Origin of the sequence: Spirabiliibacterium mucosae, assembly GCF_014884965.1 — a bacterium.
Taxonomy (GTDB): domain Bacteria; phylum Pseudomonadota; class Gammaproteobacteria; order Enterobacterales; family Pasteurellaceae; genus Spirabiliibacterium; species Spirabiliibacterium mucosae.
This window is the reverse complement of sequence record NZ_JABTBO010000026.1, coordinates 1-26237: the sequence shown is the minus strand read 5'-3', so window position 1 is coordinate 26237 and position 26237 is coordinate 1. Positions and strand designations below refer to the sequence as shown.

Genomic DNA, 26237 nt, shown 5'->3' with positions numbered 1-26237 from the left:
GAATAATAGAATCACATACCCAACCTGGCGATATCGTACTCGATTTCCACTTAGGATCGGGTACAACAGACGCGGTGGCACATAAGATGGGCGGCAGTATATCGGCGTTGAGCAGATGGATTATATTGAAACCATTGCGGTGGAACGATTGAAAAAAGTGATTGCAGGTGAGCAAGGGGGCATTTCCAAAGCCGTAGGCTGGCAAGGTGGCGGTGAATTTGTTTATGCCGAGTTCGCACCTTTTAACGAAACCGCGCGACAACGGATTTTGGCTTGTGAAAATTTTGATGAGCTAAGCACATTTTTTAACACACTTTGCCAGCACTATTTCTTAGATCATCACGTCAGTGTGGCGCAATTTACCCAACTGATGACAGAAAATGACTATAAACAGCTCTCACTTGATGAGCAAAAACAGATGATGATCGATATGCTCGATTTAAATCAGCTTTATATCAATTTGTCTGACCAAGACGACAGCCAATTTGATGATAGCCTAAGTGATGAAGATAAACGCTTGAGTCTGGCATTTTATGGAGAGAAATCATGACCGAGTTATTTGACGTGATTAAAGCTGAACATAAAGCGGCAAAAAAATACAAGCCTGAACTGCTCGAGATTCCTGATTTTGTCATAAAAAATTTACGCTACGGTTTATTCGATTGGCAACGTCAGGCGATGGAAAATTTTGTATTGTTCGACCGCACTTTGGCTTTTGAGGAATTTCCTGATCTCAAAAATCACCCTACTCATCTGCTGTTTCATATGGCAACGGGAGCAGGCAAAACACTGCTAATGGCAGCGTTGATTTTGTATTATTACCAAAAAGGCTATCGCCATTTTCTCTTTTTGTGAATCAAAATAACATTGTGGATAAAACAGAAAATAATTTTATCGACAGCCATCACCGTAAATACCTTTTTCAACCAAAATTATGGACGGTGATCGGGTTGTGAGTGTTAAAAAAGTCACGGCTTTTAGCGATAATCCGAATGGGATTGAAATTAAATTTACCACCGTTCAAAAGCTCTATAACGACATTCACATTGAGCGTGAAAACCAAACCACGCTGGCAGATTTGCTCAAACGCGATATTGTGATGCTCGGTGATGAGGCGCACCATCTCAATGCGCAAACCAAAAATCAATCTCAGCTCAAACTTGAACTTGAAACGGAACTCAAAGGCAATGCCAGCCGTGATGAAATTGAGCGCAGAGGTTGGGAGCATATGGTGCTTGACTTGCTGCTCAACAAAAATGGGCAAAAAAGCCAAAATGTGTTGTTGGAGTTCACCGCCACGCTGCCTGAAAATGACAATGTGGCGCAAAAATACCGTGACAAGATTATCTCAACTTTTCCACTGAAAACCTTTTTGCAAGCGGGCTATACAAAAGCCATCAATCTGGTTTCCTCCCAGTTGAGCAAAAAAGAGCGCGTTATGCATGCCCTGCTTTTTGCCTGGTATCGCCACCAAGTGGCGCTAAAATATGGCATTGCGAATTTCAAGCCTGTTATGCTCTTTCGGAGCAAAACCATTGCGGATTCTCGCGCGGATTATGATGCCTTCCTGCAATGGTGCGAACGTGCCAGTGCAACTGATTTTGAATTTTTGACCGCACTTTTAGATAACATCAAAGACGGTGATAATGCCCACCAACAAGGCAAAACACGCACCGAACAAGCGTTGCGGTTTATGAAAGCCAACGGGCTTGATACATCGCATCTCGCTTGTTGGGTGCAAGCGAATTATCAAGCGCATAATGTCATTATCACCAACTCACAAACCAATAAAACCAAGCGCGAACAAACCGATGCCGACACAGAGCAGCTGCTGAATAATCTTGAAGCCCAAGATAATCCTGTTCGTGCCATTTTCACCGTGGATAGGCTCACCGAAGGTTGGGACGTGCTCAATCTCTATGATATTGTCCGGCTTTATGAGGGGCAAAACAGTGGCGGGCGTACAGTCAAAGCGGGCAAGACTGCCAATGCGACCGTTTCGGAAAAACAATTGATTGGCCGTGGCGTGCGTTATTACCCTTTTGCCTTTGAAGACAAGCAAGCAAATAAGCGCAAATTTGACGGCTTAGAGCATGAGCTAAAAATTCTGGAAGAGCTGTTTTATTACACCTTTGACGAAGAATCACGCTACATCACAGAATTAAAAAATGAATTACGCAAAGATGGCTACATTCCCGAAAATGACCACAAAGTGAAGGTCAAATTCGCTCTCAAGCCTGAATTAGTGGGTGATGACACCTTTAATAACTGGCTAATTTGGGTCAATGAAAAAATGCCTAATCCCAATGCCAAAGCTAACAACCTTGAAAGTTTGAAGCAACTCTCCCCACCTTGCGCGTCAAGGTGCATAGCCGTCGGCTCCAAGAGAGCCCTTTCGCAGTTGAAAGTGACAATGAAAAAGCGCAATGGCTTGGCGCAGAAGAAGATCGCGCTAAAATCGTCAAACTTGCAGACATTGCATCGCACATTTTTGACAAAGCTATTCATATTAAGACTAAAGATCCGAACTCGTTGTTTCACTTTAACCGTTTGCGAGAAAATTACCGCTCAAAAGCCGTAGAGAACTACAAACGCAATTGCTTAAACACTGGGAAATTGAATTTGTGGGCGTGGATGGCTATTTAACAATTCACGCTGATGATCAACTCAACGCCTGCTTGCAGGCACTGGATGCGGTGGAAAGACATTTAAATTCTGTCGATACGCCATTTGTAGGCACAACGACGTTCTCAGCAAAAACATTAAATGCCCTTTTTGGTGAACCGAAAGTGAAGTGGCTTGATAGAAGTGCGGTTGTGCAAGATGGCAACACAGGTGAATGGAAAACCAAACCACCAAGTGCGGTTGAAAGTGCGGTGCAGTCACCTTGGTATGCGATTGATAATTTTATCGGCACCACATTGGAACAAGATTTAATTCTGTTCCTTGCAGAGCGCATCGGCAATTTAAAAGACGAGTACCATGTTCATTTGCTACGCAATGAAGAAGTGCTTAAATTACACAATTTTGATGATGGGCAAGGTTTTATGCCAGATTTTATCTTGCTCCTTAACGCGAAAGAGAATGTTAAAACGTCAGCAAAACCGTTGCACTATCAAATTTTCATTGAGCCGAAAGGTGATCACCTCACAGAGAAAGACCAATGGAAAGCGGATTTTTTGCACGCCATTAGTGAAAAATACGGTAAAAATCATCTACTTGAAAAAGAAACCGCCCATTATCGCTTAATTGGCTTGCCGTTTTTTAGTGATGACGAGGCCTCACATTTCAGCCGCGAATTTGAAGCTATCTTCTAACAAAAAACCGCACTTTAAAAAGTGCGGTTTTTTTTCGATAGGTTAAAACACCACGGTGCGGTTTTTGTAAACGAAGATGCGGTCTTGCAGTGCGAGGTCGAGGGCTTGGGTGAGCACGCTTTTTTCCACGTCGCGGCCGGCTTTCATCATCGCTTGGGCGTCGTAGGTGTGGTCAACGTTGATCACGCTTTGGCGGATGATTGGGCCTTGGTCAAGCTCGTTGTTGATGAAGTGCGCGGTGGCGCCGATGATTTTCACGCCGCGTTCATAGGCTTGTTGATACGGCTTGGCACCGATAAATGCCGGCAAGAACGAGTGGTGAATGTTGATCACGCGGTTTGGGTAGCGCTGCACAAATTTTGGGTTGAGCACGCGCATGTATTTCGCCAGCACGATGTAATCCGGTGCGTATTCATCAATTTTCGCCGCCAAGAGTTCGTCGTGTTGTTCGCGGGTGAGATCTTTGTGGCTGATGTGATAAAACGGCACGTCAAAGCGCTCAACCAGCCCACGCAGGGTGTCGTGGTTGCCAATCACCGCGGCAATTTCCACATCCAGTGCGCCGTAGTAGTTTTTCATTAAAATATCACCAATGCAGTGCGCTTCTTTGGTGACTAATATCACAATGCGTTTGCGTTTTTGGGTCACGAGGTGATATTTCGCGCCCTCTGGCAAGGCAGATTTTAAATCCGCCAGCAGCACCTCGTCGTTAAAAATGCCGTTGAGTTCGGTGCGCATAAAAAAGCGCTTGCTTTCGTTGTCAACATATTCGCTATTATGGGTGATGTTGAGCTGGTGTTTGTAACAAATATTGGTGATGTTGGCGACCAATCCTTTGGCGTCAACACACTCGGTGAGCAAAATTTTATTTTCAGTCATAGCCTTCTCGCAAAAAAATAAACCCTTAAAATAAGGGTTTATTCGCTTATTTATTGTTATTAGATTTCAAAGTCTGCTAGCTTTTTGCCGGCGTCTAGTGCTTGTTGGATGATTTTTGGTGTGCGGCCTTGGCCTGTCCAGGTTTTTGTTTGCCGTTTTCATCGGTGTATTGGTATTTGGCTTTGCGTGGCGCTCTTTTTTTGCGGCCTTTGCTGGTGACATCTTGCAGCAGCATTTCAGCCAATTCTTCTGTGCTTAAGCCGCTTTCTTCCAGCTGGCTGCGCAACGATTCAATTTTTTCTTGGCGCGCTTTTTCTTGCGCTTGCACTTCTTTTAATTCATCTTTTTTCTCATCGAGCACTTGTTGGAGTTTCTCGATAATATTTTCCAACTGCTCAACAGTTAAGCTTTTTAACGCGACGCGCAGGCTGCGAATATTGGATAATTTTTAATAAAGTCAGACATGGTCATTCCTATTTTGAGTGAAAACGATGAGCAAAATATAAATCATATTGGCGTAAAATTCAAATATATTTAATTCTACAAAACTAAAAAATAAGCAAAAAATCCCTTTTTATTTCAACAATAGTCAATGGCGCGCGCTCAAACGCCCCAACGCGCCACTTTCTGCTTGATTTTTCGCGAGTTTCTTGTAGTCTTTTGAAAGTGCGGTTGATGTGTGCAAATTCTCAAAACAAGGGCGCCTGTGGCGCAGGCCTAGACCGCACTTTCTTTTTGACTTTATATACGGATAGTTATTATGCAACTCGTTGATTTTTCATCTTCTTTTTGGTCAGTTGTGCCGCCGTTGTTGGCACTTTCGCTGGCCATTATCACCCGCCGCGTGCTGCTGTCACTCAGCGCGGGGATTATTGTGGGCGGTTTGATGCTCACCCATTGGAACCCGATTGACGGCGCGATTTACATTAAAAATAGTGTGTTGTCGTTGGTTTACGGCGATGAGGGTTTGAATTTCGACAGCCTCAACATCATCATCTTTTTATTGCTGCTCGGTGCGCTGACCGCACTTTTAACTGTGTCTGGCAGCAACCAAGCGTTCGCCGCCTGGGCACAAAAGCACATTAAAAACCGCCGCGGCGCTAAGATGCTGACCGCCGGCTTGGTGTTTTTCACCTTTATTGATGACTACTTCCACAGCCTTGCCGTGGGAGCCATTGCCCGCCCTGTGGCCGACAAGTTTAAAATTTCACGCCCGAAAGTGGCCTACATTCTTGACTCCACCGCCGCCCCAATGTGCGTGCTGATGCCGATTTCCAGCTGGGGTGCGTACATCATGACGCTGGTGGCCGGCCTACTGGCGACCCATGCGATCACCGATTTCTCCCCAATTGGCGCGTTTGTCAGCATGAGCTTGATGAATTATTACGCGATTTTTGCGCTGATTACGGTGTTCATCGTGGCGTGGTTCTCGTTTGACATCGGCACCATGGCGCGCTTTGAGCGTGAGGCGATGAACAAGCAAAGTGCGGTTGAAGAGGCCGTGGACGGCCAGCAAGGCCGCGTTTATGCCTTGTTGTTGCCGATCATCACCTTGATTGTGGTCACCGTTGGCATGATGATTCACACCGGTGCCGAGGCCTTGGCCGCTGACGGCAAGCCGTTTTCACTGCTTGGCGCGTTTGAAAACACCACCGTGGGCATCTCGCTGGTTGTCGGTGGCAGCGCGTCTTATATCGTCGCCCTGCTCTGCTCTTTTGGGCTAGTCAGTGTGTCTGAGTGGCTCAAATCGATTTTGGTGGGTTTCAAATCCATGTCGGGCGCGATTATCATTTTGATCTTCGCCTGGACGATCAACACCATCGTGGGTGACATGAACACGGGCAAATACCTTTCATCATTGGTGGCCAACGGCGGCTTGAACGCGCAATTCTTGCCAGCGCTGCTGTTTGTGCTCAGCGTGGTGATGGCGTTCTCCACCGGCACCAGCTGGGGCACCTTTGGGATTATGCTGCCCATCGCCGCCTCAATGGCCGCCAACGCCGACCCAAGCTTGATGCTGCCGTGTATGTCAGCGGTGATGGCAGGTGCCGTGTGTGGCGACCACTGCTCGCCAGTATCCGACACCACGATTTTGTCCTCCACCGGTGCAGCCTGTAACCACATTGACCACGTCACCACCCAGCTGCCGTATGCCTTGATTGTGGCCAGTGCGTCGTTCGTCGGCTTTTTAACCCTTGGCTTTAGCGACTCCGCCCTGCTCGGCTTTGTGGCGACCGCACTTTGCCTAGCGCTGCTGTTGCTGGTGTTCAAATCGAAGCAAAGCGTGAAAGCGTGATAAAAATTTAATTCTCTCAATTTTATAAAATGCGATATTTATATCGCATTTTTTTATTTTTAGTGCATTTTTATTTATAAAATATTGTTTAACTATAAAATAAAGCATAAAATAAACAAATAACCAAAATCACAAGATAAAAAATTACTAGACATTACCCGCCCTTTATCGTAAAACTAAATCAAATCAACAACACGGGAGTGACTATGAAAAAGTTATCGGGTGCTGAAATCATTGTGCAGGCACTGCAAGATCAAGGGGTGAAATATGTTTTCGGCTACCCGGGTGGCTCGGTGCTGGATATTTATGACGCCATTCAAACACACGGTGGGATCGACCACATCTTGGTGCGCCACGAGCAAGCGGCGGTACACATGGCCGACGGCTACGCGCGCTCCACAGGCGAGGTGGGCTGTGTGCTGGTTACCTCCGGCCCTGGGGCGACCAATGCCATCACAGGCATTGCCACGGCTTATATGGACTCGGTGCCGATGGTGGTGTTCTCCGGCCAGGTGCGCTCTGGCTTGATTGGCTCCGATGCCTTTCAAGAGTGCGACATGGTTGGCATTTCGCGTCCCGTGGTGAAGCACAGTTTTTTGGTCAAACGCACAGAAGCTCTCGCCGCCACCATCAAAAAGGCATTTTATCTCGCCTCCTCTGGCCGCCCAGGGCCGGTGGTGATCGACTTGCCGAAAGATGTGGTCAATCCCGCGTACAAAATCCCGTATCAATACCCTGAGCAAATCAGCATGCGCTCCTATAACCCCACCCTGCACGGGCACAAAGGGCAAATTAAGCGCGCACTGAAAACCATGCTGGTAGCGAAAAAACCCGTGTTGTTTATCGGCGGTGGCATCATCAGCGCCAATTGCGCGCCACAGTTAACCGAATTTGCCCACCGCTTGAACCTGCCAGTGGTGAGCTCACTGATGGGCTTGGGCGGCTTCCCGGCCAGCGACAAGCAAAGTTTGGGCATGCTCGGCATGCACGGCACCTTTGAGGCCAATAACGCCATGCACCACAGTGATTTGATTATCGCCATCGGCGTGCGCTTTGACGATCGCACCACCAATAATTTGGAAAAATACTGCCCGAATGCCAAGGTGGTGCAGGTGGATATCGACCCGACCTCAATTTCGAAAAACGTCAGTGCCTACATCCCGATTGTGGGCAGCGCGGAGCTGGTGCTGGAGGAGTTTTTGTCGTTACTCAGCGATGAGCAGATGATCAAATCCCAAAGCGCACTTGCCCCGTGGTGGGAGCAAATTGAGCAATGGCGCGCCAAGCAGTGCTTGAAATACGAGCACAAAGACAACGTGATCAAGCCGCAGCAGGCGGTGGAGATGGTCTACAAACTCACCAAAGGCGAGGCTTATGTCGCCTCGGATGTCGGCCAGCACCAGATGTTCACCGCACTTTATTATCCGTTTGACAAACCACGGCGCTGGATCAACTCCGGCGGCTTGGGCACCATGGGCTTTGGCCTGCCGGCGGCGATGGGCGTGAAGCTCGCCCACCCTGATGAAACCGTGGTGTGCATCACAGGCGACGGCAGCATTCAAATGAATATTCAAGAGCTCTCCACCGCCCAGCAATATGACATCCCGGTGGTGGTCATCAGCCTTAACAACCGCTTTTTGGGCATGGTGAAGCAGTGGCAGGACATTATTTACGCTGGCCGCCACTCGCAATCGTATATGAAATCGCTGCCCGATTTTGTCAAACTGGCCGAAGCTTATGGCCACAAAGGCATTCAAATCAACACGCCGCAAGAGCTGGAGCCAAAACTCAAAGAGGCCTTTGCCTGCAAAGACAAGCTGGTGTTTGTCGATATTTTGGTTGATGAAACCGAGCACGTTTACCCAATGCAAATCGCCGGTGGCGCGATGAACGAGATGATGTTAAGCAAAACGGAGAAAAGCCATGCGTAGAATTATTTCAGTCTTACTTGAAAACGAAACCGGCGCACTCTCACGCGTGGTGGGGTTGTTCTCTCAGCGGGCGTTTAATATTGAAAGTTTGACCGTTGCCCCCACCGATGACCCAACCCTCTCGCGCATGACGATCGAGGCCTTTGGTGAGGAAAAGGTGCTTGAGCAAATTGAAAAGCAGCTGCACAAGCTGGTGGACATCTACAAAGTGATGAGCCTGAGCGAATGCGAGCACGTTGAGCGCGAAATCATGCTGCTGAAGGTGCGCGCCAGTGGCAACACGCGCGATGAGCTCAAACGGATGTCAGATATTTACCGCGGGCAAATTGTGGACGTGACCCCGAAAAGCTATACCATTCAGCTGGCGGGCACCAAAGACAAACTCAACGCCTTTGTCAACGCCGTTAAGCAAGAAACGGAAGTGATGGAAGTAGTGCGCTCAGGGCTGATTAGCCTCTCGCGTGGCGAGAAAAACTGCCTCTAACCGCACTTTGGTCAAACCGCACTTCGCCAACACAAAGTGCGGTTTTGTTATTGCGCCAATTGTTGAAAATCGGCAAAAAAGGTCGGGAAGGTTTTCGCCGTGCAATTGGGGTCTAAAATTGTCACCGGCGTGTTAGACAGCGCCACCAAGGCAAAGCACATCGCCATGCGGTGGTCGTTGTAGGTTTCAATTTCCGCGTGCTTGAATTTGGCTAAATCCAGCGGCTGAATGCGGATGAAATCCGCGCCCTCTTCCACCTCCGCGCCCACTTTGCGCAGCTCCGTGGCCATTGCGCTCAGGCGGTCGGTTTCTTTCACCCGCCAGTTGGCAATGTTGCGGATCACTGTTTCCCCGTCGGCAAAAAGTGCGGTGGTGGCGATGGTCATTGCCGCATCGGGGATGTGATTCATATCCATGTCCACGCCGTGCAAAGGCGCTTTTTCAGCTTGAATAAAATCTTCACCCCAGGTGATTTTCGCGCCCATCTTTTCCAACACATCGGCAAAGAGTTTGTCACCTTGAATGCTATTTTTGCCCACGCCCACCACGCGCACCGCGCCTTTGAGTGCGCCGGCCGCGAGGAAGTAAGAAGCGGAGGAGGCATCCCCTTCCACCAAAAACTGCCCTGGGGATTGATATTGCTGCCCGCCTTTGATGAAAAAGCGTTTGTAATCTTGATTGACCACCTGCACGCGAAATTGCGCCATCATCGCCAGCGTCATGTCAATGTAGGGCTTGGAGACCAGATCACCGATGATTTCAACCTCGCTGTCGCCGGCGGCCAGTGGCATCGCCATTAAAAGTGCGGTCAAAAATTGGCTGGAAACCGAGCCGTCAATGGCAATTTTGCCGCCACGCAAACCACTGTTGCGAATCGCCAGCGGTGGGTAGCCCTCTTGCTCGAGGTAGTCAATCTCCGCGCCCGCTTGGCGCAGGGCATCAACCAAGTGCGCAATCGGGCGCTCTTTCATGCGGGGCTCGCCGGTGAGCACCACCTCGGCAACCGCACTTTGATTATTGTGCAAGCACAATGCCGCCGTCAGTGGGCGCATCGCGGTGCCCGCGTTGCCCAAAAACAGCGCCAGCCCGCCATTGAGCGCAAAGGCGCCGCCAAGGCCTGTGACCACGCACTCGCGCTTGTCGCTGGAGAGCTGATAACTCACCCCGAGCTGTTTTAACGCATTGAGCATGTGGCGCACATCGTCGCTGTCGAGCAAATTGGTCAACCGCGTTTCGCCTTTGGCCAGTGCGGCGAGCAGCAACGCGCGGTTGGATAAACTCTTCGAGCCTGGCAGGCGGATTTCACCTTCCATACGCGCAATGGGGTTGAGGGTGATTTTCTCACTCATATCACAGCCCCAACACCGTAGTTAACGCCTCGATAAAGCGCTGATTTTCCTCGGGCAAACCAATGCTCACCCGCAGGTGGTTTGGCAAGCCGTAGCCGGCAATCGGGCGGACAATCACGCCTTGCTCGAGCAATTTTTGATAAATCGGCGCAGCGCTCTGCTTGAGGTCAAGCATAATAAAGTTGCCTTTTGACGGCACATAATCCAGCCCATTTTGGTCAAAAAACGCACTCAATTGGCGCAATCCTGCGGCGTTGTTGGCGGAGGCTTTTTCAACAAAGGCATCGTCATTGAGCACCGCGGTGGCTGCCGCCAAGGCCAGTGAGTTGCAGTTAAACGGCTGGCGAATGCGGTTGAGCAAATCGGCCACTTCTTCGTTCGATGCAATATAGCCGACGCGCAAGCCAGCCAGGCCATAGGCCTTTGAAAAGGTGCGGCAAACCAGCAAATTCGGGAATTTGCGCAGCAGCTCAAACGACGGCACCCGCTCGTTTGGCGCGGTGAACTCGGTGTACGCCTCATCCAACACCACGATAATGTGCGCCGGCACTTGAGCTAAAAAGCGCTCAATTTCACTGGCGGTCAAAAATGTGCCTGTCGGGTTGTTTGGATTGGCAATGTAGATCACTTTGGTTTTATCCGTGATCGCCGCCAAAAAGCCGTCGAGATCGTGGCCGTAGTTTTTCGCGGGCACAATCACCTGCTTGGCGTTGATCGCTTTTGACACCAGCGGGTAAACAATAAAGGTATATTGCGAGAAGATCACCTCATCATCGGCGCTTAAAAAGGTGTGCGCGGTGATCTCGAGCAAGTCGTTTGAGCCGTTGCCAAGGGTGATTTGCTTTGGCGAGAGCCCAAATTTATGCGCGATGGCTTGCTTGAGCTCAAAGCCGTTGGCATCAGGGTAACGGGTGAGGTTGTCGAGCTGCGCGGCAATGGCCGCTTTCGCACTTTGCGGGAAGCCATACGGATTTTCGTTTGAGGCTAATTTTACAATATCGCTCAGCCCGAGCTCGCGCGCGAGCTCTTCAACAGGCTTGCCGGCTTGATACGGCGAAAGGCTTTGCACGCCAATGTTGGCTTGAGTTAAAAATGTCATCAGTTATCCTTTAAAAACAAAAGTGCGGTTAGGCTTGTTCAAACCCTTGCATAAATTCAATCAAGGCCTCAACGCCCGCCAGTGGCATGGCGTTGTAAATTGAGGCGCGCATGCCGCCCACAATGCGGTGGCCTTTAAGCGCTTGCAAGCCCGCCGCGGTGGCTTTTGCGACAAACTCTGCGTCGCGCTCAGCGTTGCCGGTGGTGAAGGTCACGTTCATGCGCGAGCGGTTGTCAACGCTCACGGTGTTGTGGAACACCGCACTTTGGTCAATGTAGCGATAAAGAGTTTGCGCTTTTTCTTGATTGCGTTGTTCCATCGCAGCCAGCCCACCGTGTTGCAGCAACCACTCAAACACCAGCGAGCAGAGATACCACGCGAATGTCGGCGGCGTGTTGAACATTGAATCACTGTCACGCAGCACTTGGTAGTTCCAAATCGATGGCGTGATCGCCTGGGCGTGACCAATCAAATCATCACGCACGATCAAAAGCGTAATGCCCGCAGGGCCGACGTTTTTCTGCGCGCCGGCATAAATCATGCCAAAGCGGCTGACATCGATTGGGCGTGAGAGAATCGTCGATGACATATCCGCCACCAGCACGCCGTCGCCCACCTCCGGCACGTCAAAAATTTCGACCCCGCTGATGGTTTCATTCGGGCAGTAGTGAACATAATCATATTCTTTGGCAATTTGCGACAAATCAGGCAGCGCGACTGCACTTTTGCCGTCTTTTTCTACCAAAATGTCTTTCACCTCAATCTCGCCATAGCGTTTGGCTTCATCGGCGGCGGCGTTCGACCAATAACCACTGTTGAGATAGAGCGCTTTGCCTTTTGGCCCGAGCAAATTCATCGGGATGGCGGCAAATTGCCCGCGCGCGCCACCTTGAGCAAACAGCACTTGGTAGTTGTCAGGAATGGCGAGCAGCTCACGCACTTGCTCGATGGAGCGCTTCGCCAGCGCCATGAAATTCTTCCCGCGGTGGCTGACTTCCATCACTGAAGTGTGCAGCTCTTCCCAATTGCGTAATTCGTTTTGCGCTTTTTCCAGCACGTCGGCGGGCATCATCGCCGGCCCTGCGCTAAAATTGAACACCTTAGACATGATTTATCCTTGCGTTGTGAAATGAATAATGAAATGGAGTTAGTTTTAACACCCTGCTTGGTATCAATCAATCAATTTATGCACTTTTTGACAAAAATTTCTTAATCTTGCTCACAAATTGCATTCATAGACTTTGACCCCAGAGCCAAAAAACGCTAAATTACTGGCAGTTAATTTCATAAGGGACGTAAAACCATGGAAAAAGTAAGCAAACAATCTTTTCAAGATGTGCTGGAGTATGTGCGTATGTATCGCTTAAAAAACAAATTATTGCGCGATATGGACGACGTGCAACGCAAAATTCGCGACAACCAAAAACGGGTGCTGCTGCTCGATAACTTAAACCAATACATCACCGATGATATGTCGGTGGCCGACATCCGCGCGATTATTCTGTCAATGCGCGACGACTATGAAGACCGCATTGATGACTACATCATCCGCAATGCGGAAACCTCGAAACAGCGCCGCGAAATCAGCAAAAAAATGGCCGAACAAGCCAAAGGCCCTGCAAAATAACACTTTAAAAGGCACCCTTGGGTGCCTTTTTGCCGCTGCCCCCTTACAATTTAACCCAAGTGCGGTTATAATTGCGCAATCGGTCAGCCTTGGCTGGCATTTTTTTGTTCTTTTTAAACTCGGTGGACCCAATGAATCCAATGTTAACCATTGCCGTGCGTGCTGCACGCAAAGCTGGCAACCTGATTGCCAAAAGTTATGAACGCCCAGACAGCGTTGAAATTCAAAACAAACAAGAAAACGATTTTGTCACCAATGTGGATAAAGCAGCGGAAGCAGCGATTATCGAGGTGATCAAAAAATCGTATCCTGAACACACCATTATCGCGGAAGAAAGCGGTGCGCAAGAAGGTGACAAAGCCCAAGTGCAATGGATTATTGATCCACTCGATGGCACCACCAATTTCACCAAATCTTTACCGCACTTTGCTGTTTCCATCGCGGTGCGCGAGCATGGCCGCACCACCGTGGGCGTGATTTATGACCCACTGCGCAATGAGCTGTTCACCGCCGTGCGTGGCGAAGGCGCCAAACTTAACGAAACCCGCCTGCGCGTGAATAACAAGCAAGAGCTTGACGGCAGCATCATTGCAACGGGCTTCCCGTTCAAGCAAAAACGCAACATGCCAACCCAATTTAACATGATGACCGCCATGGCCGACCAAGTGGCGGATTTCCGCCGCACTGGTTCCGCCGCGTTGGATTTGGCCTACGTGGCCGCAGGGCGCGTGGATGGCTATTTTGAAAGTGGCTTGAAACCGTGGGATTGCGCCGCGGGTGATTTGATTGTGCGTGAGGCCGGCGGCATTGTCTCTGACTTCACCGGCGGGCACGCCTATTTGCAATCAGGCAACGTGGTGGCCGCACCTGCGAAAGTGGCAAAAGCAATTTTGAATAAAATTCAACCTTTTGCGAAATAATCACCCAACCGCACTTTATGTTGCACGAGATGTTATCGTAAAGTGCGGTTAGGTAACAAAGCTGTTAACCCCAACGGCCAAAAATGTGCTCAACTTCTCAAAATATTGATATATCGAAAAAATTATAAAAGTCTATTTTGAAAAACCTGATTTTTTCCCTATAATAAACACACTGTGCCGTATGAACAGAATGAGTGGATAAAAAAATGGATAAAGAAAAGAAAAAGACACACAACCCGAAGCCGTTTCATCTGTGCTTAAAGTTTTCGCAATTCTCGAAGCACTTGCCAAGCAAAAAGACATTGGCATTACCGAACTCTCCCAACGTTTAATGATGTCGAAAAGCACCACCTATCGCTTTTTGCAAACCATGAAAAACTTAGGCTTTGTTTATCAAGAAGGTGAAACGGACAAATATGGCCTGACGATCAAATTATTCGAAGTGGGCGCCTGCGCGCTGGAATACACCGACTTGGTGCCTCTTGCCGACAAAGAAATGCAAAAAATCGCCAACCAAACCAACGAGGCTTTGCATTTGGGCATTTTTGAAGGCCATGAGATTGTGTATCTGCACAAAATTGACTCTGGCTACAACTTACGGATGTATTCCCGCATTGGCCGCCGCAACCCGCTTTACAGCACCGCGATCGGCAAAGTGCTGATGTCGGATCTTGATGACGACAAAGTGCGCGAAATTTTAAAAGACGTGGAGTTCAAACGCCACACCGAAAACACGCTGGAAAACATCGACCAGCTCCTCAGCGAGCTCAAAGAGGTGCGCGCGCAGCACTTTGCGCAAGACAACGAAGAGCAAGAAACCGGCTTGCGCTGCATTGCTGCACCGGTTTACAACCGCTTTGGGCGCATTATTGCGGGCGTGTCCATTTCACTGCCAACCGTACGCTTTGAAGAAGAAAACCTGCAAGGCTTGGTGAAAATGCTGCAAAACGCGGGCAAAAATATTTCAGAAAGCCTGGGCTTTCACAACTACCCCGCGTAATCAACGGGCGTAAAAAAGGGAAGCTGAGCTTCCCTTTTTAGTATCAAGCTTGTTATCTCTTTCGTCCGAAAATAAAAGAGATGATAGAAAGCACTAAGAAGACGAGGAACAAGATCTTAGCGATACCCACAGCACTGCCCGCGATGCCACCGAAGCCCAGCGCCGCCGCGATAAGTGCAATTACGAAAACACGATAGCATAATGTAACATATAATATCCTTTTGTTATTGTAAAACCACGTTACAAATCAAGTTATTCCAAACAACATAACTTTTATGTAACATATATATCTATACCACAAGCTATATTAATAATGCAAATTTATTACTGATTTTGTTTGCCACATTTTTACGCTAGTTTTAAGCAAATTCACGATTAAGGAGTGTATATATGCCAGGGATGAACCACTATGAACTTGAGCGCATCATCAATCACGAGTTAAAAAGCAGTGAGATCAACGACTACGCCCCCAATGGGCTACAAGTCGAAGGCAAAAGTGCGGTCAAAAAAATCATTTGCGGCGTCACCGCCTGCCAAGCACTGCTCGACTACGCCGCAGCACAACAGGCTGACGCGGTGCTGGTGCACCACGGCTATTTTTGGAAAAACGAGCCTGTCACCTTAACGGGCATGAAGGCCAAGCGCATCCGCACCTTGATGCAAAACGACATCAACTTGTATGCCTACCACTTGCCGTTGGATGTTCACCCACACTTGGGCAACAACGCGCAACTGGCTGAGCGCTTAGGCATTGTTGACCTTGAGCCGCTGGAAGACTCGCCTTTTTCCATCCCTGTTTATGGCAAACTGGCCCAGCCACTGAGCGCGCAAGCCCTCAGCCAACGGATTTCGTTTATCCTTGAACGCGAGCCCCTGCATTGTGGCGACAACGCCCCTGAGGTGATTGAGCGCGTGGCGTTGTGTACAGGTGGCGGGCAGGATTATATCGATCTGGCCGCCGCTCACGGCGTTGATGCGTTTATCACCGGCGAGGTTTCTGAGCGCACGATTCACACCGCACGAGAGATGGGCATTCATTTTTATGCCGCCGGCCACCACGCCACCGAGCGCTTTGGCGTGCAGGCACTGGGCAAATGGCTTGCGACCCATTTTGATTTAGATGTTGAATATCATGAGGTCAACAACCCTGCGTGATGTAATATAATTGTAAAATCCTTGCAAAAATGCAGCAAATATGACATTATCGAAGGCACATTTTTAATAAAGTGAACATAACACATAAGGAGTTGTATATGAAAAACACTTTTGACAACAAACGTGATGAGTTACTGTCTGAATTGCAAGACATCTTAGACTCTGCTGAAAAATTAGTAGAAGAAGGTGGCGAAGTGAGCGCAGACCAACTCAAAAAATTGAAAAAACAATTAGTTGAAAAAACTGACGGCTACCGTGAGCAACTTGATGACCTGCGCGCTAAAGCTGCAGACAAAGCACGCGCGGCTATCCGTCAATCTGATGAGTTGATTCAAGACAACCCATACAAAACCATCGGTATCGCAGCCGGTGTGGCCTTCTTGGCAGGCTTGTTAATCAACCGCAGCCGCTAATCATTAAAAAGAAGTCGCTTAGCGGCTTCTTTCCTCTCAAGCTACATGGAGATGACGTATGCAAAGTGTTAGCAAAATCAAATCTGGGGTTAAAAATACCGTTGTGACCGCACTTGAGCTTGCCAGCGTACGTTTGGAAATGGCCAGCGTTGAGCTAAGCGATCTCAAATCGCGCTTGCTTGGCGTGGTGATCTGTGCCCTGCTTGCCTTTATTTTATTTCTCTTTTCAGGCATTAGTTTGCTGTTTGCCCTTGATGCATGGCTGCCTGTTGAGCAAAAAGCGTTCGCGTTTTTCCTCATCACTGGCATCGGCGTGGGGCTGATGGTGCTGCTTGGCATTGCCATTGTGGTGCTGTTGCGTAAGCAAAAAGGCTTTTTGCCTGATACGTTAAATGAAATCAAGCAAGACGTGGCCGCCATCAAGCGCGCGATGCGTTCAAGCCCATCTCAAGGAGCGTGATATGAACAAACGTCAACAACTTGAACTCTTGCAGCTGCGCGGTGAAATCCTCCGCCAACGTTTCAAACTGGAAAGCCGCAACACCAAAGACAATATCGCCGAGCCGTTAAGCTATGCCAAATCGCTTGCCAGCCCACTGATCCGCTCTGCGCTGATTTCAATTGGCACACGGCTGCTTTTTGGTGGTAAAAAATGGTTATTGCTGCCAGCAGCAGGCGCAGGCGTGGCGTCGTTTTTCTTCCTGAAAAACAAGCAGCAAGACGGCGACAAGTAACGCCGCGGCAATGGATTATTGATTCGCTTTTCAGTATAATACCCCCTAATCATGATGAGCATTTCGCTCATCTTTTCTTTGAAACTAGGACAACATTATGGGCTTTTTATCCAACAAACGTATTTTAATCGCCGGTGTGGCAAGCAACCGCTCCATCGCCTACGGCATTGCCAAAGCAATGCATGAGGCTGGCGCTGAACTGGCTTTTACCTATCAAAACGACAAATTAAAACCTCGTGTTGAAGAATATGCCAAAGATTTTGGCTCCAGCATTGTGATCCCATGTGATGTGGCCAACGATCAAGACATCGAAAACTGCTTTGCCGAGCTTGCCAAACACTGGGAAAAATTCGACGGTTTTGTACACGCCATCGCCTTTGCACCAGGTGATCAACTCGACGGCGACTATGTTGATGCGGTTAACCGTGAAGGCTTTAAAATTGCCCACGACATCAGCTCATACAGCTTTGTGGCGATGGCTAAAGCGGCTCGCAAAATGCTCAACCCAGGTGCAGGCTTGGTGACATTGTCCTATTTGGGGGCGGAACGCGCCATTCCAAACTACAACGTCATGGGCTTGGCGAAAGCCTCACTGGAGGCCAACGTGCGCTTTATGGCCAATGCGATGGGTAAAGAAGGCATCCGCGTGAACGCCATTTCCGCAGGCCCAATCCGCACATTGGCGGCCTCTGGCATTAAAAACTTCAAAAAAATGCTATCACACTGTGAGGCTGTCACCCCATTGCGTCGCACCGTGACCACTGAAGATGTGGGCAAAAGTGCGGCCTTTTTGTGCTCTGACCTCGCCTCTGGCGTGACAGGCGAAGTCTTGCACGTGGATGGCGGGTTCAACATCGCCGCCATGAACGAATTAGACGCCGAATAATCCACCCTCTCAACAGCAGTATGATTCATACTGCTGTTTTCTTTTGCATCAGGATCATCATGTTTCAAGACAACCCACTGCTTAGCCAATTAAAGCAACAGCTGCACGCCAGTAAACCGCGCGTTGAGGGCACTATTCGCGCCAATGAAAAAGGCTTCGGCTTTTTAGAATGCGACAAACAAAGCTACTTTATCGCCCCACCTGCGATGAAAAACGTGCTGCACGGCGACAAAGTCAAAGCCATTCTCAACCAAGATGGCGAAAAAGACCAAGCCGAACCAGAAAGCCTGATTGAGCCCATGCTCGGGCGCTTTATTGGCAAAGTGCGGTTTAACAAAAACAAAAAGCCGCAAGTAGTGCCTGATCACCCCAGCATTAATCGCGCGATGACAGCCGTCACCCGCCCAGATGTAGGCGAGCTGCATGAAAACGACTGGGTGGTGGCGCACCTTGTTCAGCACCCGCTGCGTGATGACGGCGGCTTTAAAGCCGAAATTGAGCGCATCATCTGCTCACAGGATGACAAATTTGCCCCTTGGTGGGTCACGCTTGCCCGCCACGAGCAGCCACGCGAGCCAGTGCCAGGGCTTGATGAGTACACCTTAGACGACACTGCGCGCGAAGATTTGACCGCACTTTCGTTTATCACCATTGACTCGTGCAGCACGCAAGACATGGACGATGCGCTGTATATCGAGCCGTTAGACTCAGGCTGGAAATTGCACGTGGCGGTGGCCGACCCAACGGCCTACATCCCTGAAGACAGCGCCATTGAGCAAGGTGCCCGCCAGCGCTGTTTCACCAACTATTTGCCAGGCTTTATCATCCCGATGCTGCCGGCCACCCTCTCCGATGAGCTTTGCTCGCTGCGCCCGAATGTGCGCCGGCCGGCGTTGGTGTGCGAAATTGCGCTTGACCACAATGGCAAAATGCAAGGCGAACCGCACTTTAAAACGGCGTGGATTGAATCGAAAGCCAAGCTTGATTACGACGATGTTTCTGACTACCTTGAAAACGCAGCCGACAGCTGGCAGCCTGAAAACGACACGATCGCCTCCCAGCTCAAACAGTTACACCAATTTGCCTTAAAGCGCATTGAATGGCGCCGCGCCAATGCGTTGCTGTTCAACGAGCGGCCAGATTATGTTTTTGAGCTCGCTGACGACGGCGAGGTGAACGCCATTCACGCCAAACACCGCCGCATCGCCCACAAAATGGTGGAAGAGTGCATGATTTTGGCCAACACCGCCGCCGCCCATTATCTCAGTGAACAGATAAAGTGCGGTATTTTCAACGTACACAGCGGCTTTGATAGCAAATTCTTAAGCCAAGCCCATGACTATTTGATAAGCGCACTTGAACTTGCCCCAGACTCCGAGCAAGCAGCGCAATTTAGCAAAGACAGCTTAACCGAGCTTGCCTATTACCGCGCCATGCGCCAAACGCTCGACCGCGAAAACCGCTACGCCGCCGAGCTGCGCCTGCGCCGCTTTTTGCAACCCGCGGCGTTTAAAACTACCCTCGCACCGCACTTTGGCCTGGGGTTGGAGGGCTATGCTACATGGACCTCACCGATTCGCAAATATTCCGACATGGTCAACCACCGCATCATCAAAGCGCATTTACAGCAGCAGAGCTTCACCGCGCCAGATGAGGCCATTTTGCAACGCCTGCAAGAAGCGCGCCGGCAAAATCGCTTAGTTGAACGCGACATCGCTGATTGGCTTTATGCCCGCTATTATGCCGCGCAGCACGATGACAGTGCGGTGCATGAGGCGGAAGTGGTCGACATCAGCCGCGGCGGCATGCGTGTGCAAATCCTCGCCACGGGTGCCAACGTGTTTTTGCCGATGAGCACATTGGTGAAAGACAAAGCCAGCGCCACCGTCAACAGCGACGAAATCGCTCTCTACGTGGGTGAGCAAAAAATGTGGCAGCTTGGTGACCGCGTGCACATCACGCTCACCGACATCAACCTCAACACCCGCTCACTGGTTGGGCGTTTGCATCAAGCGCCTCAAAGTGCGGTTTGACCGCACTTTGCGCCATCAATTCAAGATAAATTAGCCAATCTCACGCGCGAGGATTTCCAGCGCGGTGGTGGCTTTTTTATTGATTTTTTGCAAGCAGGCGCTCATCAGGTGGTCGGCCAGCTCGCTGTAGGGCTGCACGGCGCTGATGACGCGGTTTGGGAGAAGCTCTAATAAGGTTGGGTCGCCAAAGGTGGCAATAATCAGCTGCTGTGGCAGTTGGCCATGGCTGGCCAGCAGGGTTTGGAACACGCCTTGCAGCAGCGTTTGCGAGGTGGCAAACACGGCATCAGGCAAGGTGTTTTTGGCCAGCCACTGGTGAAACGTGCGTTCAGCCGCCTCACGGGTGAACTCGTTGGCATATAGCCGCTCAACCGCACTTTGGTTTTGATAGTCTGAAAAGGCTTGCATAAAGCCACGTTCACGCGCTTGGCTCACGCCCAGCTCAGGCTTGGCACCGAGAAAGAGCACGCGTTTAGGCCGGTGGGCTTGCCACAAGGCGCGCGCGAGCTTGGCGCTGTCTTGCGAGTCATCATAGAGCACGTTATGGGCTTGCTTGGCGCGGATTTCTCGGTCAAAGCCGATAATCGGCAGATCAAATTGGTGATAAAACGCATCTTCAGGCAAAAGTGCGGTCGCCACCACCAGCGCATCAATTTGGCGGGTGATGAGCTGCTTGGCGCAGAGCTTTTCTTGCTCACTTTCATCCCCCGAGCAGGAGATAAACAGCTGCAAATTATTCTCGCGGCACGCGCGCTCAAAGCGGGTGGCGATTTTGGCATAACTGGTGTTTTCTAAATCCGGCACAATCAAGCCGATGGTGTTGGTGCGCCCCGCACGCAAGCCCGCCGCCACCGCGTTGGGCTTGAAATTGTGCGCCTTGACCACCGCCATCACCTTCTCGATGGTGCGATCGCTCACGCGGTATTGCTTGGCCTTGCCGTTGACCACATAGCTTGCCGTGGTGCGCGACACACCGGCAAGCTTGGCAATTTCGTCGAGCTTCATCACCGTTTATTTCACCCGCATGCCAGGCACGGCGCCATCGTCTGGGCTGAGGACAAACAGCTCACTGCCACCTGGGCCTGCCGCCAGCACCATCCCTTGTGATAGGCCAAATTTCATTTTACGCGGCGCAAGGTTAGCCACCATCACGGTCAGTCGGCCTTCAAGCTCGGCAGGATCATAGGCGGATTTAATGCCGGCAAACACTTGGCGGGTTTCACTGCCGATATCCAGTGTCAGCTTGACGAGTTTTTTCGCCTCCGGCACCGCTTCAGCTTTAACAATTTTCGCCACGCGCAAGTCGATTTTGGCAAAGTCATCAATGGTGATTTGCTCGGCAATCGGCTCAATCACGCCATCATTGACCGCACTTTGGGTTTTCTCTCTCTTGGCCGGCGCCAGGGCGGCGTTCTCTTCTTTAGAAAGTGCAATCAGCTCGTCAATTTTCTTCTCGTCTAAGCGTGTGAACAGCGCTTTAAACGGTGCGATGGTGTGCTTGAGCAGTGGCTGCTGAATGCTGTCCCACGTTAATTGCGTTTGCAAAAAGGCCTCTGCCCGCTCGGCCAGTTGTGGCAAAATCGGTTTCAAATAGCCCATCAGCACGCGGAACATTTCAATCCCTTGCGAGCAAATTTGTTGCAAGTAGGCGTTTTGGCTCTCGTCTTTGACCACCACCCATGGCGCTTTTTCATCAATGTATTTATTCGCTTTGTCGGCCAGCGCCATGATTTCGCGCACGGCTTTGCCAAATTCACGGTTTTCATACAGCTGCGCGATGCGCTCGGCTGCGGCGGTGAATTCATCAAACAGTGCTGGATCGTCTAAGGTGTCGGCCAGTTCCCCATTAAAGCGTTTTTGAATAAAGCCCGCGTTGCGTGAGGCGAGGTTGACCACTTTGTTGACGATGTCGGCATTCACCCGTTGCACAAAATCTTGCAGGTTCAAATCCAAATCATCGATGCGGTTGCTCAATTTGGCGGCGTAGTAATAGCGCAAATATTCAGGGTCGAGCACTTTGAGGTAGCTTGATGCTTGAATAAAGGTTCCGCGGGATTTCGACATTTTCTCGCCGTTGACGGTGACATAGCCGTGAACAAAAATGTTGCTCGGCTTGCGGTATTGCGCGCCTTCGAGCATCGCCGGCCAAAATAGGCTGTGGAAATACATAATGTCTTTACCAATGAAGTGATAAAGCTCGGCGCTCGAGTTCTTCGCCCAAAATGCATCAAAATCAACCCCTTCACGCTCGCATAAATGCTTAAATGAGGCCATGTAGCCAATTGGCGCATCAAGCCACACATAGAAAAATTTGCCTGGCGCATCCGGCACTTCAAAGCCGAAATACGGCGCATCACGGCTAATATCCCACTGCTGCAAGCCTGATTCAAACCACTCTTGCATTTTGTTGGCCACCTCTTGCTGCAAGGAGCCAGAGCGGATCCACTCACGCAGCATGCCCTCAAAGGCCGGCAAATCAAAGAAAAAGTGCTCGCTGTCTTTCATCACAGGCGTGGCGCCAGAGACCACCGAACGCGGGTTGATCAGCTCCGTTGGGCTATAAGTGGCGCTGCACACTTCACAGTTATCGCCGTATTGATCTTCAGATTTGCATTTCGGGCAGGTGCCTTTCACGAAGCGGTCTGGCAAAAACATCCCTTTCACAGGGTCAAACAGTTGTGAGATGGTGCGGGTTTTGATAAAGCCCGCGCTTTTTAATTGGCGGTAAATCGATTGTGATAAAGTGCGGTTTTCATCACTGTGGGTGGAATAATAGTTGTCAAAACTGATGTTAAAGCCAGCAAAATCCGCTGTGTGCTTCGCTTTCACTTCATTAATCAGCTGCTCAGGAGTGATGCCAAGCTGGTCGGCTTTGAGCATGATCGGTGTACCGTGGGCGTCATCGGCGCACACAAAATAGATTTCATGGCCGCGCATTCGTTGAAAGCGCACCCAAATATCCGCTTGAATATGTTCAAGCAAGTGACCAAGATGAATTGGGCCGTTGGCATAAGGCAAGGCGCAAGTCACTAAAATTTTCCGTGAATCAGACATAGTTGGTTTAAACCTTTATTTTAAATTCGATAAATCGGCGTAATATTACCCCAATTGGCGCTTTTTGGCTAGTTAAAGCCCTTTTTTCGGCGTAAAGTTAATGAGTGCTTAACACTTCACGCCGTGTGTGGTTAAATAGTGGCGACGAATTTACACCTCCAAAAACCGTATAAAAATAAAGGACTTGATATGACAATCTCGTTTTCCCCTGCATTGGCCGACCAACAACGCGCCATTGAGACGCTGTTTGCGCAGTTTCAAGACGACACGTTGCGCAAAAGTTTGCTCGAGCTCAATGCCGTGAAAAAAGTGGCACTGGCAGGCAGCACGCTGACTGTGGCGCTCACTCTGCCCTTTGCTTGGAACAGCGGCTTTGAACGATTAAAAACCGCACTTTGCGATAAATTGTGTGAGCTGACAGGCGCAAGCGACATTGACTGGCAAATCAACTACACCATCGCCACTCTCAAACGCGCCAACGCCCACCCACCAGTGAAAGGCGTGAAGAATATTATCGCTGTCACCTCAGGCAAAGGTGGCGTGGGCAAATCGAGCGTGTCGGTCAACCTCGCCCTCGCCCTCAAGGCACAAGGCGCGCGCGTTGGGATTTTGGATGCTGATATCTACGGCCCGTCAATCCCCCATATGCTGGGCGCGGCCAACCAGCGGCCAACCTCGCCGGATAACAAACACATGGTGGCGATTGAAGCTCACGGGATTTATGCCAATTCGATTGGCTTTTTGATGGACGCCGACAACGCCACCATTTGGCGCGGGCCAATGGCCAGCAGCGCCTTGAGCCAACTGCTGCAAGAAACGTTGTGGCCTGATTTAGACTACTTAGTCATCGACATGCCGCCAGGCACCGGCGACATTCAACTGACGCTGTCGCAACAAATCCCGGTCACCGGCGCGATTGTGGTCACCACCCCGCAAGACATTGCCCTCTTAGATGCCATTAAAGGCATCGCGATGTTTGAGCGCGTGCAAGTGCCTGTGCTGGGCATTATTGAAAATATGAGCGTGCATATTTGTTCAAAGTGCGGTCATCAAGAAGCCATCTTCGGCACAGGCGGTGCGGAAAAAGTCGCGGAGAAATATCACATCAACGTGCTGGGCAAAATCCCGCTGCACATCCAGCTGCGTGAAGACCTCGACCGCGGCGCCCCAACCGTCGCCGCCGACCCACAAGGCGCGATCACAGCAGATTTCCTCACTCTCGCCCAACGCGTCGCCGCCGAACTCTACTGGCAAGGCAGCGTCATCCCATCTGAGATTATGTTTAGAGAAGTGAAATAACCCATCAGCCACCTTCGGGTGGCTGTTGCTTGCGTCACGTGAAAGTGTGGTCGGGATGTTGCCATCATCAAAGTCAAGGGGGATGCTGCTGCCTACCGTGCTTCGGGTGGTGGTGCGGTCGTTATCTTGCACGTTTGTTAATGCATTCAAACCAGCCCCAATGGCGTAGGCAGAGGCACTTGAGCCACTGCCATAGATCGCAACCGAGCCTTGTGTGCCAAGATATTTTGTTCTAACACGCTTAAATAATGCTTCCGATTGTTTATGGATTTCATTTGAAGGACATGAACCATTCAGATGCATTCACCATTTTGTATCAAAATCTAGCCTCATATAATTTTTATAAGCAGGGCATTCTTCCTTATTATGATAACAGTATACTATGAAGTGCCTAACTTTAAATACATATCCTTTATCATATAAACATTTTCCTCTAATTGGGTAGGTTTTATACGTATTATCCAACCCTATATCTAAATCTTCATCAACCTCTCTTCCCATTATCTCAGTTCGACCTTTATTATAACAAAACCCAAAATCTTCATTAGACACAGGCTCATTAGTATTAGCATTAACCCACTCGGCATAACGATATAAAGTATAAGGCTCTCTATAGAACAATATTGAACAACCTGACAAAACAAATACTAAAATAGATATCATAACCTTTCTCACCCTCACTCCTTATTACCATCTTTAATTTCAATAAAATGTCTAACACCATTAGATCTAGGATATGTTTTAATAAGGATGTTTTCTGTATACGATTTATTATCTTTATCACTTTTATTATTTAAATCATAAACAAATTTTAAGTTATTAATATTCTGATTAGCTTTAGTATGCGCATCTAAAAAAGAAACATTTGCTTTGTTAGGTACTGCATCTGGATTATTCCCTATCATTCCAATCCCTAAATTTCTTAATGGGGGCATCCCCATATAAACCGTATCCCCCTCTACACCAATATATTTTGTTTTAACACGCTTAAATAATGATTTAGATTGTTCATGGATTTCATTTGAAGGATATGAACCACCTAAATGTGAATATTCCACATCTGTGTGTTCATATTTTTGACCAAGATGAGATGACCAATTCAGCATGTTCTTATTGCCGGACACGCCTAAACTATGGGCTACATTTTCAAATGTATATGTTTTTGTGCCATGAGATTCTGTGTAAGCATTATATTCATCAAGTTTTTTCGCAATCTGAGCATGATCACGTGCCGCATTCGAAGCGCCAAAGAGAGGAGGCACATCTGCCCAAGCTCTAAAACGTTTGAAACCAGTAAATAAAATTTCATTAAATGCCCCTGCGCTTCCGCTATTCAGCATCAATGCGGCATTATTAATTGAGGACAAATATTTATCATATAAAATATCACTTTAAACTTTTTCTTCTTTAGTCAAATTCTCAATTTTTAAAAGATCATTTATTATTACCTATATTTATTAAAAGCTTGGCAAACCTCATTAAATTTATAGCAATATTTATAACTAGCTTTAAATCGAAATCCTTTCTGGTATAAACAAGCCCCCTCTATATTATAAGCTTTAATTCTTTCATCCGGGTCAGCTACCACCTCTATATCACCACTTATAATTTTTGTTTTAAATGGTTTAAATGATTCTTTAAGACAATGCTTAAAAATATTTCTTGGTAGTGGAGTGCCATTATCGTTATGAACCCATAATTGCTCGTCCCATTCAGATGAATATATTGGGATAAAATCCCAAACACAACCGTTTGTAAATA

At 49.1% G+C, this 26237-nt stretch carries 24 protein-coding genes and 3 pseudogenes; 16 read left to right on the top strand and 11 right to left on the bottom strand.

Annotated features, from left to right (window positions below; translation table 11 throughout):
- Positions 1-2 precede the first annotated feature (2 nt).
- The 3 genes and pseudogenes from HPC37_RS11195 to HPC37_RS09235 all read left to right on the top strand — a co-directional run bounded on the left by HPC37_RS11195 (position 3) and on the right by HPC37_RS09235 (position 3317).
- On the top strand, positions 3-152 hold the full coding sequence (locus HPC37_RS11195) for a DNA methyltransferase (RefSeq protein ID WP_345790030.1): 150 nt from the start codon (positions 3-5) through the stop codon (positions 150-152).
- Positions 116-550 carry a hypothetical protein gene (locus tag HPC37_RS09240; RefSeq protein WP_345790029.1) on the top strand — a complete coding sequence of 145 codons (435 nt, stop codon included), beginning with the start codon at positions 116-118 and terminating at the stop codon, positions 548-550. Before HPC37_RS11195 ends, HPC37_RS09240 begins: the two co-directional genes overlap by 37 nt.
- Positions 547-3317 (top strand): annotated as a pseudogene (locus HPC37_RS09235) (DEAD/DEAH box helicase family protein). The gene HPC37_RS09240 and the pseudogene HPC37_RS09235 overlap by 4 nt, the downstream one beginning before the upstream one ends.
- A 42-nt stretch (positions 3318-3359) precedes the next feature.
- Here the strand turns inward: HPC37_RS09235 and purU are convergent.
- Together purU and HPC37_RS09225 are read right to left on the bottom strand one after the other, a co-directional pair.
- Complete coding sequence (purU, locus tag HPC37_RS09230) at positions 3360-4196, bottom strand: formyltetrahydrofolate deformylase (RefSeq protein WP_208122841.1); 837 nt, start codon at positions 4194-4196, stop codon at positions 3360-3362.
- A gap of 59 nt (positions 4197-4255) precedes the next feature.
- A pseudogene (locus HPC37_RS09225) lies at positions 4256-4632 on the bottom strand (H-NS family histone-like protein).
- A 324-nt stretch (positions 4633-4956) separates the two neighbouring features.
- On the opposite strand from HPC37_RS09225, the gene HPC37_RS09220 reads away from it, so the two are divergent.
- The 3 genes from HPC37_RS09220 (at position 4957) to ilvN (ending at position 8907) form a co-directional block, all read left to right on the top strand.
- Complete coding sequence (locus tag HPC37_RS09220) at positions 4957-6492, top strand: Na+/H+ antiporter NhaC family protein (protein WP_208122840.1); 1536 nt, start codon at positions 4957-4959, stop codon at positions 6490-6492.
- A 206-nt stretch (positions 6493-6698) separates the two neighbouring features.
- On the top strand, positions 6699-8423 hold the full coding sequence (locus HPC37_RS09215; RefSeq protein WP_208122839.1) for an acetolactate synthase 3 large subunit: 1725 nt from the start codon (positions 6699-6701) through the stop codon (positions 8421-8423).
- Positions 8416-8907 carry an acetolactate synthase small subunit gene (gene ilvN / locus HPC37_RS09210; RefSeq protein ID WP_208122838.1) on the top strand — a complete coding sequence of 164 codons (492 nt, stop codon included), beginning with the start codon at positions 8416-8418 and terminating at the stop codon, positions 8905-8907. The genes HPC37_RS09215 and ilvN overlap by 8 nt, the downstream gene beginning before the upstream one ends.
- 47 nt (positions 8908-8954) lie before the next feature.
- Here the strand turns inward: ilvN and aroA are convergent, their stop codons facing one another.
- Genes aroA through serC form a run of 3 tightly spaced genes read right to left on the bottom strand, consistent with a single transcriptional unit; the run spans position 8955 to position 12463 of the window.
- The gene (gene aroA, locus HPC37_RS09205; protein WP_208122837.1) at positions 8955-10256 is read right to left on the bottom strand and encodes a 3-phosphoshikimate 1-carboxyvinyltransferase; all 1302 of its coding nucleotides are present in this window, start codon (positions 10254-10256) and stop codon (positions 8955-8957) included.
- A gap of 1 nt (position 10257) precedes the next feature.
- Positions 10258-11355, bottom strand: a complete 1098-nt coding sequence (gene hisC / locus HPC37_RS09200) for a histidinol-phosphate transaminase (protein ID WP_208122836.1) — start codon at positions 11353-11355, stop codon at positions 10258-10260.
- 28 nt (positions 11356-11383) lie between these two features.
- On the bottom strand, positions 11384-12463 hold the full coding sequence (gene serC, locus HPC37_RS09195; RefSeq protein ID WP_208122835.1) for a 3-phosphoserine/phosphohydroxythreonine transaminase: 1080 nt from the start codon (positions 12461-12463) through the stop codon (positions 11384-11386).
- Between the two features lie 195 nt (positions 12464-12658).
- Between serC and HPC37_RS09190 the strand changes: the two genes are divergently transcribed.
- The 3 genes and pseudogenes from HPC37_RS09190 to kdgR all read left to right on the top strand — a co-directional run.
- Complete coding sequence (locus tag HPC37_RS09190) at positions 12659-12982, top strand: DUF496 family protein (RefSeq protein WP_208119598.1); 324 nt, start codon at positions 12659-12661, stop codon at positions 12980-12982.
- A gap of 131 nt (positions 12983-13113) precedes the next feature.
- Positions 13114-13902, top strand: coding sequence for an inositol-1-monophosphatase (suhB, locus tag HPC37_RS09185; protein WP_208122834.1), 789 nt, complete (start codon positions 13114-13116; stop codon positions 13900-13902).
- 232 nt (positions 13903-14134) lie between these two features.
- Positions 14135-14902: pseudogene (gene kdgR / locus HPC37_RS09180) on the top strand (DNA-binding transcriptional regulator KdgR); the annotation flags it as partial.
- A gap of 52 nt (positions 14903-14954) precedes the next feature.
- Here kdgR and HPC37_RS11310 read toward each other — a convergent pair.
- Positions 14955-15047 (bottom strand): DUF1328 family protein, encoded by a 93-nt coding sequence (locus HPC37_RS11310; protein ID WP_427915970.1) that lies wholly within the window; start codon positions 15045-15047, stop codon positions 14955-14957.
- 254 nt (positions 15048-15301) lie between these two features.
- Here HPC37_RS11310 and HPC37_RS09170 point away from each other — a divergent pair, with 254 nt between their 5' ends.
- The 6 genes from HPC37_RS09170 (at position 15302) to HPC37_RS09145 (ending at position 20123) form a co-directional block, all read left to right on the top strand.
- On the top strand, positions 15302-16057 hold the full coding sequence (locus HPC37_RS09170; protein WP_208122842.1) for a Nif3-like dinuclear metal center hexameric protein: 756 nt from the start codon (positions 15302-15304) through the stop codon (positions 16055-16057).
- Between the two features lie 98 nt (positions 16058-16155).
- Positions 16156-16470, top strand: a complete 315-nt coding sequence (locus HPC37_RS09165; protein ID WP_208119594.1) for an ElaB/YgaM/YqjD family protein — start codon at positions 16156-16158, stop codon at positions 16468-16470.
- A gap of 58 nt (positions 16471-16528) precedes the next feature.
- Positions 16529-16930 carry a phage holin family protein gene (locus HPC37_RS09160; protein WP_208122832.1) on the top strand — a complete coding sequence of 134 codons (402 nt, stop codon included), beginning with the start codon at positions 16529-16531 and terminating at the stop codon, positions 16928-16930.
- A 1-nt stretch (position 16931) separates the two neighbouring features.
- Positions 16932-17204, top strand: a complete 273-nt coding sequence (locus tag HPC37_RS09155) for a hypothetical protein (RefSeq protein ID WP_208122831.1) — start codon at positions 16932-16934, stop codon at positions 17202-17204.
- A 97-nt stretch (positions 17205-17301) separates the two neighbouring features.
- The gene (gene fabI, locus HPC37_RS09150; protein WP_208122830.1) at positions 17302-18090 is read left to right on the top strand and encodes an enoyl-ACP reductase FabI; all 789 of its coding nucleotides are present in this window, start codon (positions 17302-17304) and stop codon (positions 18088-18090) included.
- Between the two features lie 59 nt (positions 18091-18149).
- The gene (locus HPC37_RS09145; RefSeq protein ID WP_208122829.1) at positions 18150-20123 is read left to right on the top strand and encodes an exoribonuclease II; all 1974 of its coding nucleotides are present in this window, start codon (positions 18150-18152) and stop codon (positions 20121-20123) included.
- Between the two features lie 30 nt (positions 20124-20153).
- Here HPC37_RS09145 and cra read toward each other — a convergent pair whose 3' ends face one another.
- Both cra and metG read right to left on the bottom strand, forming a co-directional pair.
- Positions 20154-21128, bottom strand: a complete 975-nt coding sequence (gene cra / locus HPC37_RS09140; protein ID WP_208122828.1) for a catabolite repressor/activator — start codon at positions 21126-21128, stop codon at positions 20154-20156.
- Positions 21129-21134: 6 nt separating this feature from the next.
- Positions 21135-23177, bottom strand: coding sequence for a methionine--tRNA ligase (gene metG / locus HPC37_RS09135; RefSeq protein ID WP_208122827.1), 2043 nt, complete (start codon positions 23175-23177; stop codon positions 21135-21137).
- Positions 23178-23366: 189 nt separating this feature from the next.
- Between metG and apbC the strand changes: the two genes are divergently transcribed.
- Complete coding sequence (gene apbC, locus HPC37_RS09130) at positions 23367-24476, top strand: iron-sulfur cluster carrier protein ApbC (protein ID WP_208122826.1); 1110 nt, start codon at positions 23367-23369, stop codon at positions 24474-24476.
- A gap of 303 nt (positions 24477-24779) precedes the next feature.
- Here apbC and HPC37_RS09125 read toward each other — a convergent pair whose 3' ends face one another.
- The 3 genes from HPC37_RS09125 to HPC37_RS09115 all read right to left on the bottom strand — a co-directional run.
- Positions 24780-25151: a hypothetical protein gene (locus tag HPC37_RS09125; RefSeq protein WP_208122825.1), complete on the bottom strand. Its 372-nt coding sequence runs from the start codon at positions 25149-25151 to the stop codon at positions 24780-24782.
- A gap of 2 nt (positions 25152-25153) precedes the next feature.
- Positions 25154-25816 carry a hypothetical protein gene (locus HPC37_RS09120; RefSeq protein ID WP_208122824.1) on the bottom strand — a complete coding sequence of 221 codons (663 nt, stop codon included), beginning with the start codon at positions 25814-25816 and terminating at the stop codon, positions 25154-25156.
- Between the two features lie 104 nt (positions 25817-25920).
- Positions 25921-26237 (bottom strand): hypothetical protein (locus HPC37_RS09115; RefSeq protein WP_427915969.1); only part of this gene is annotated, 317 nt, incomplete at its 5' end.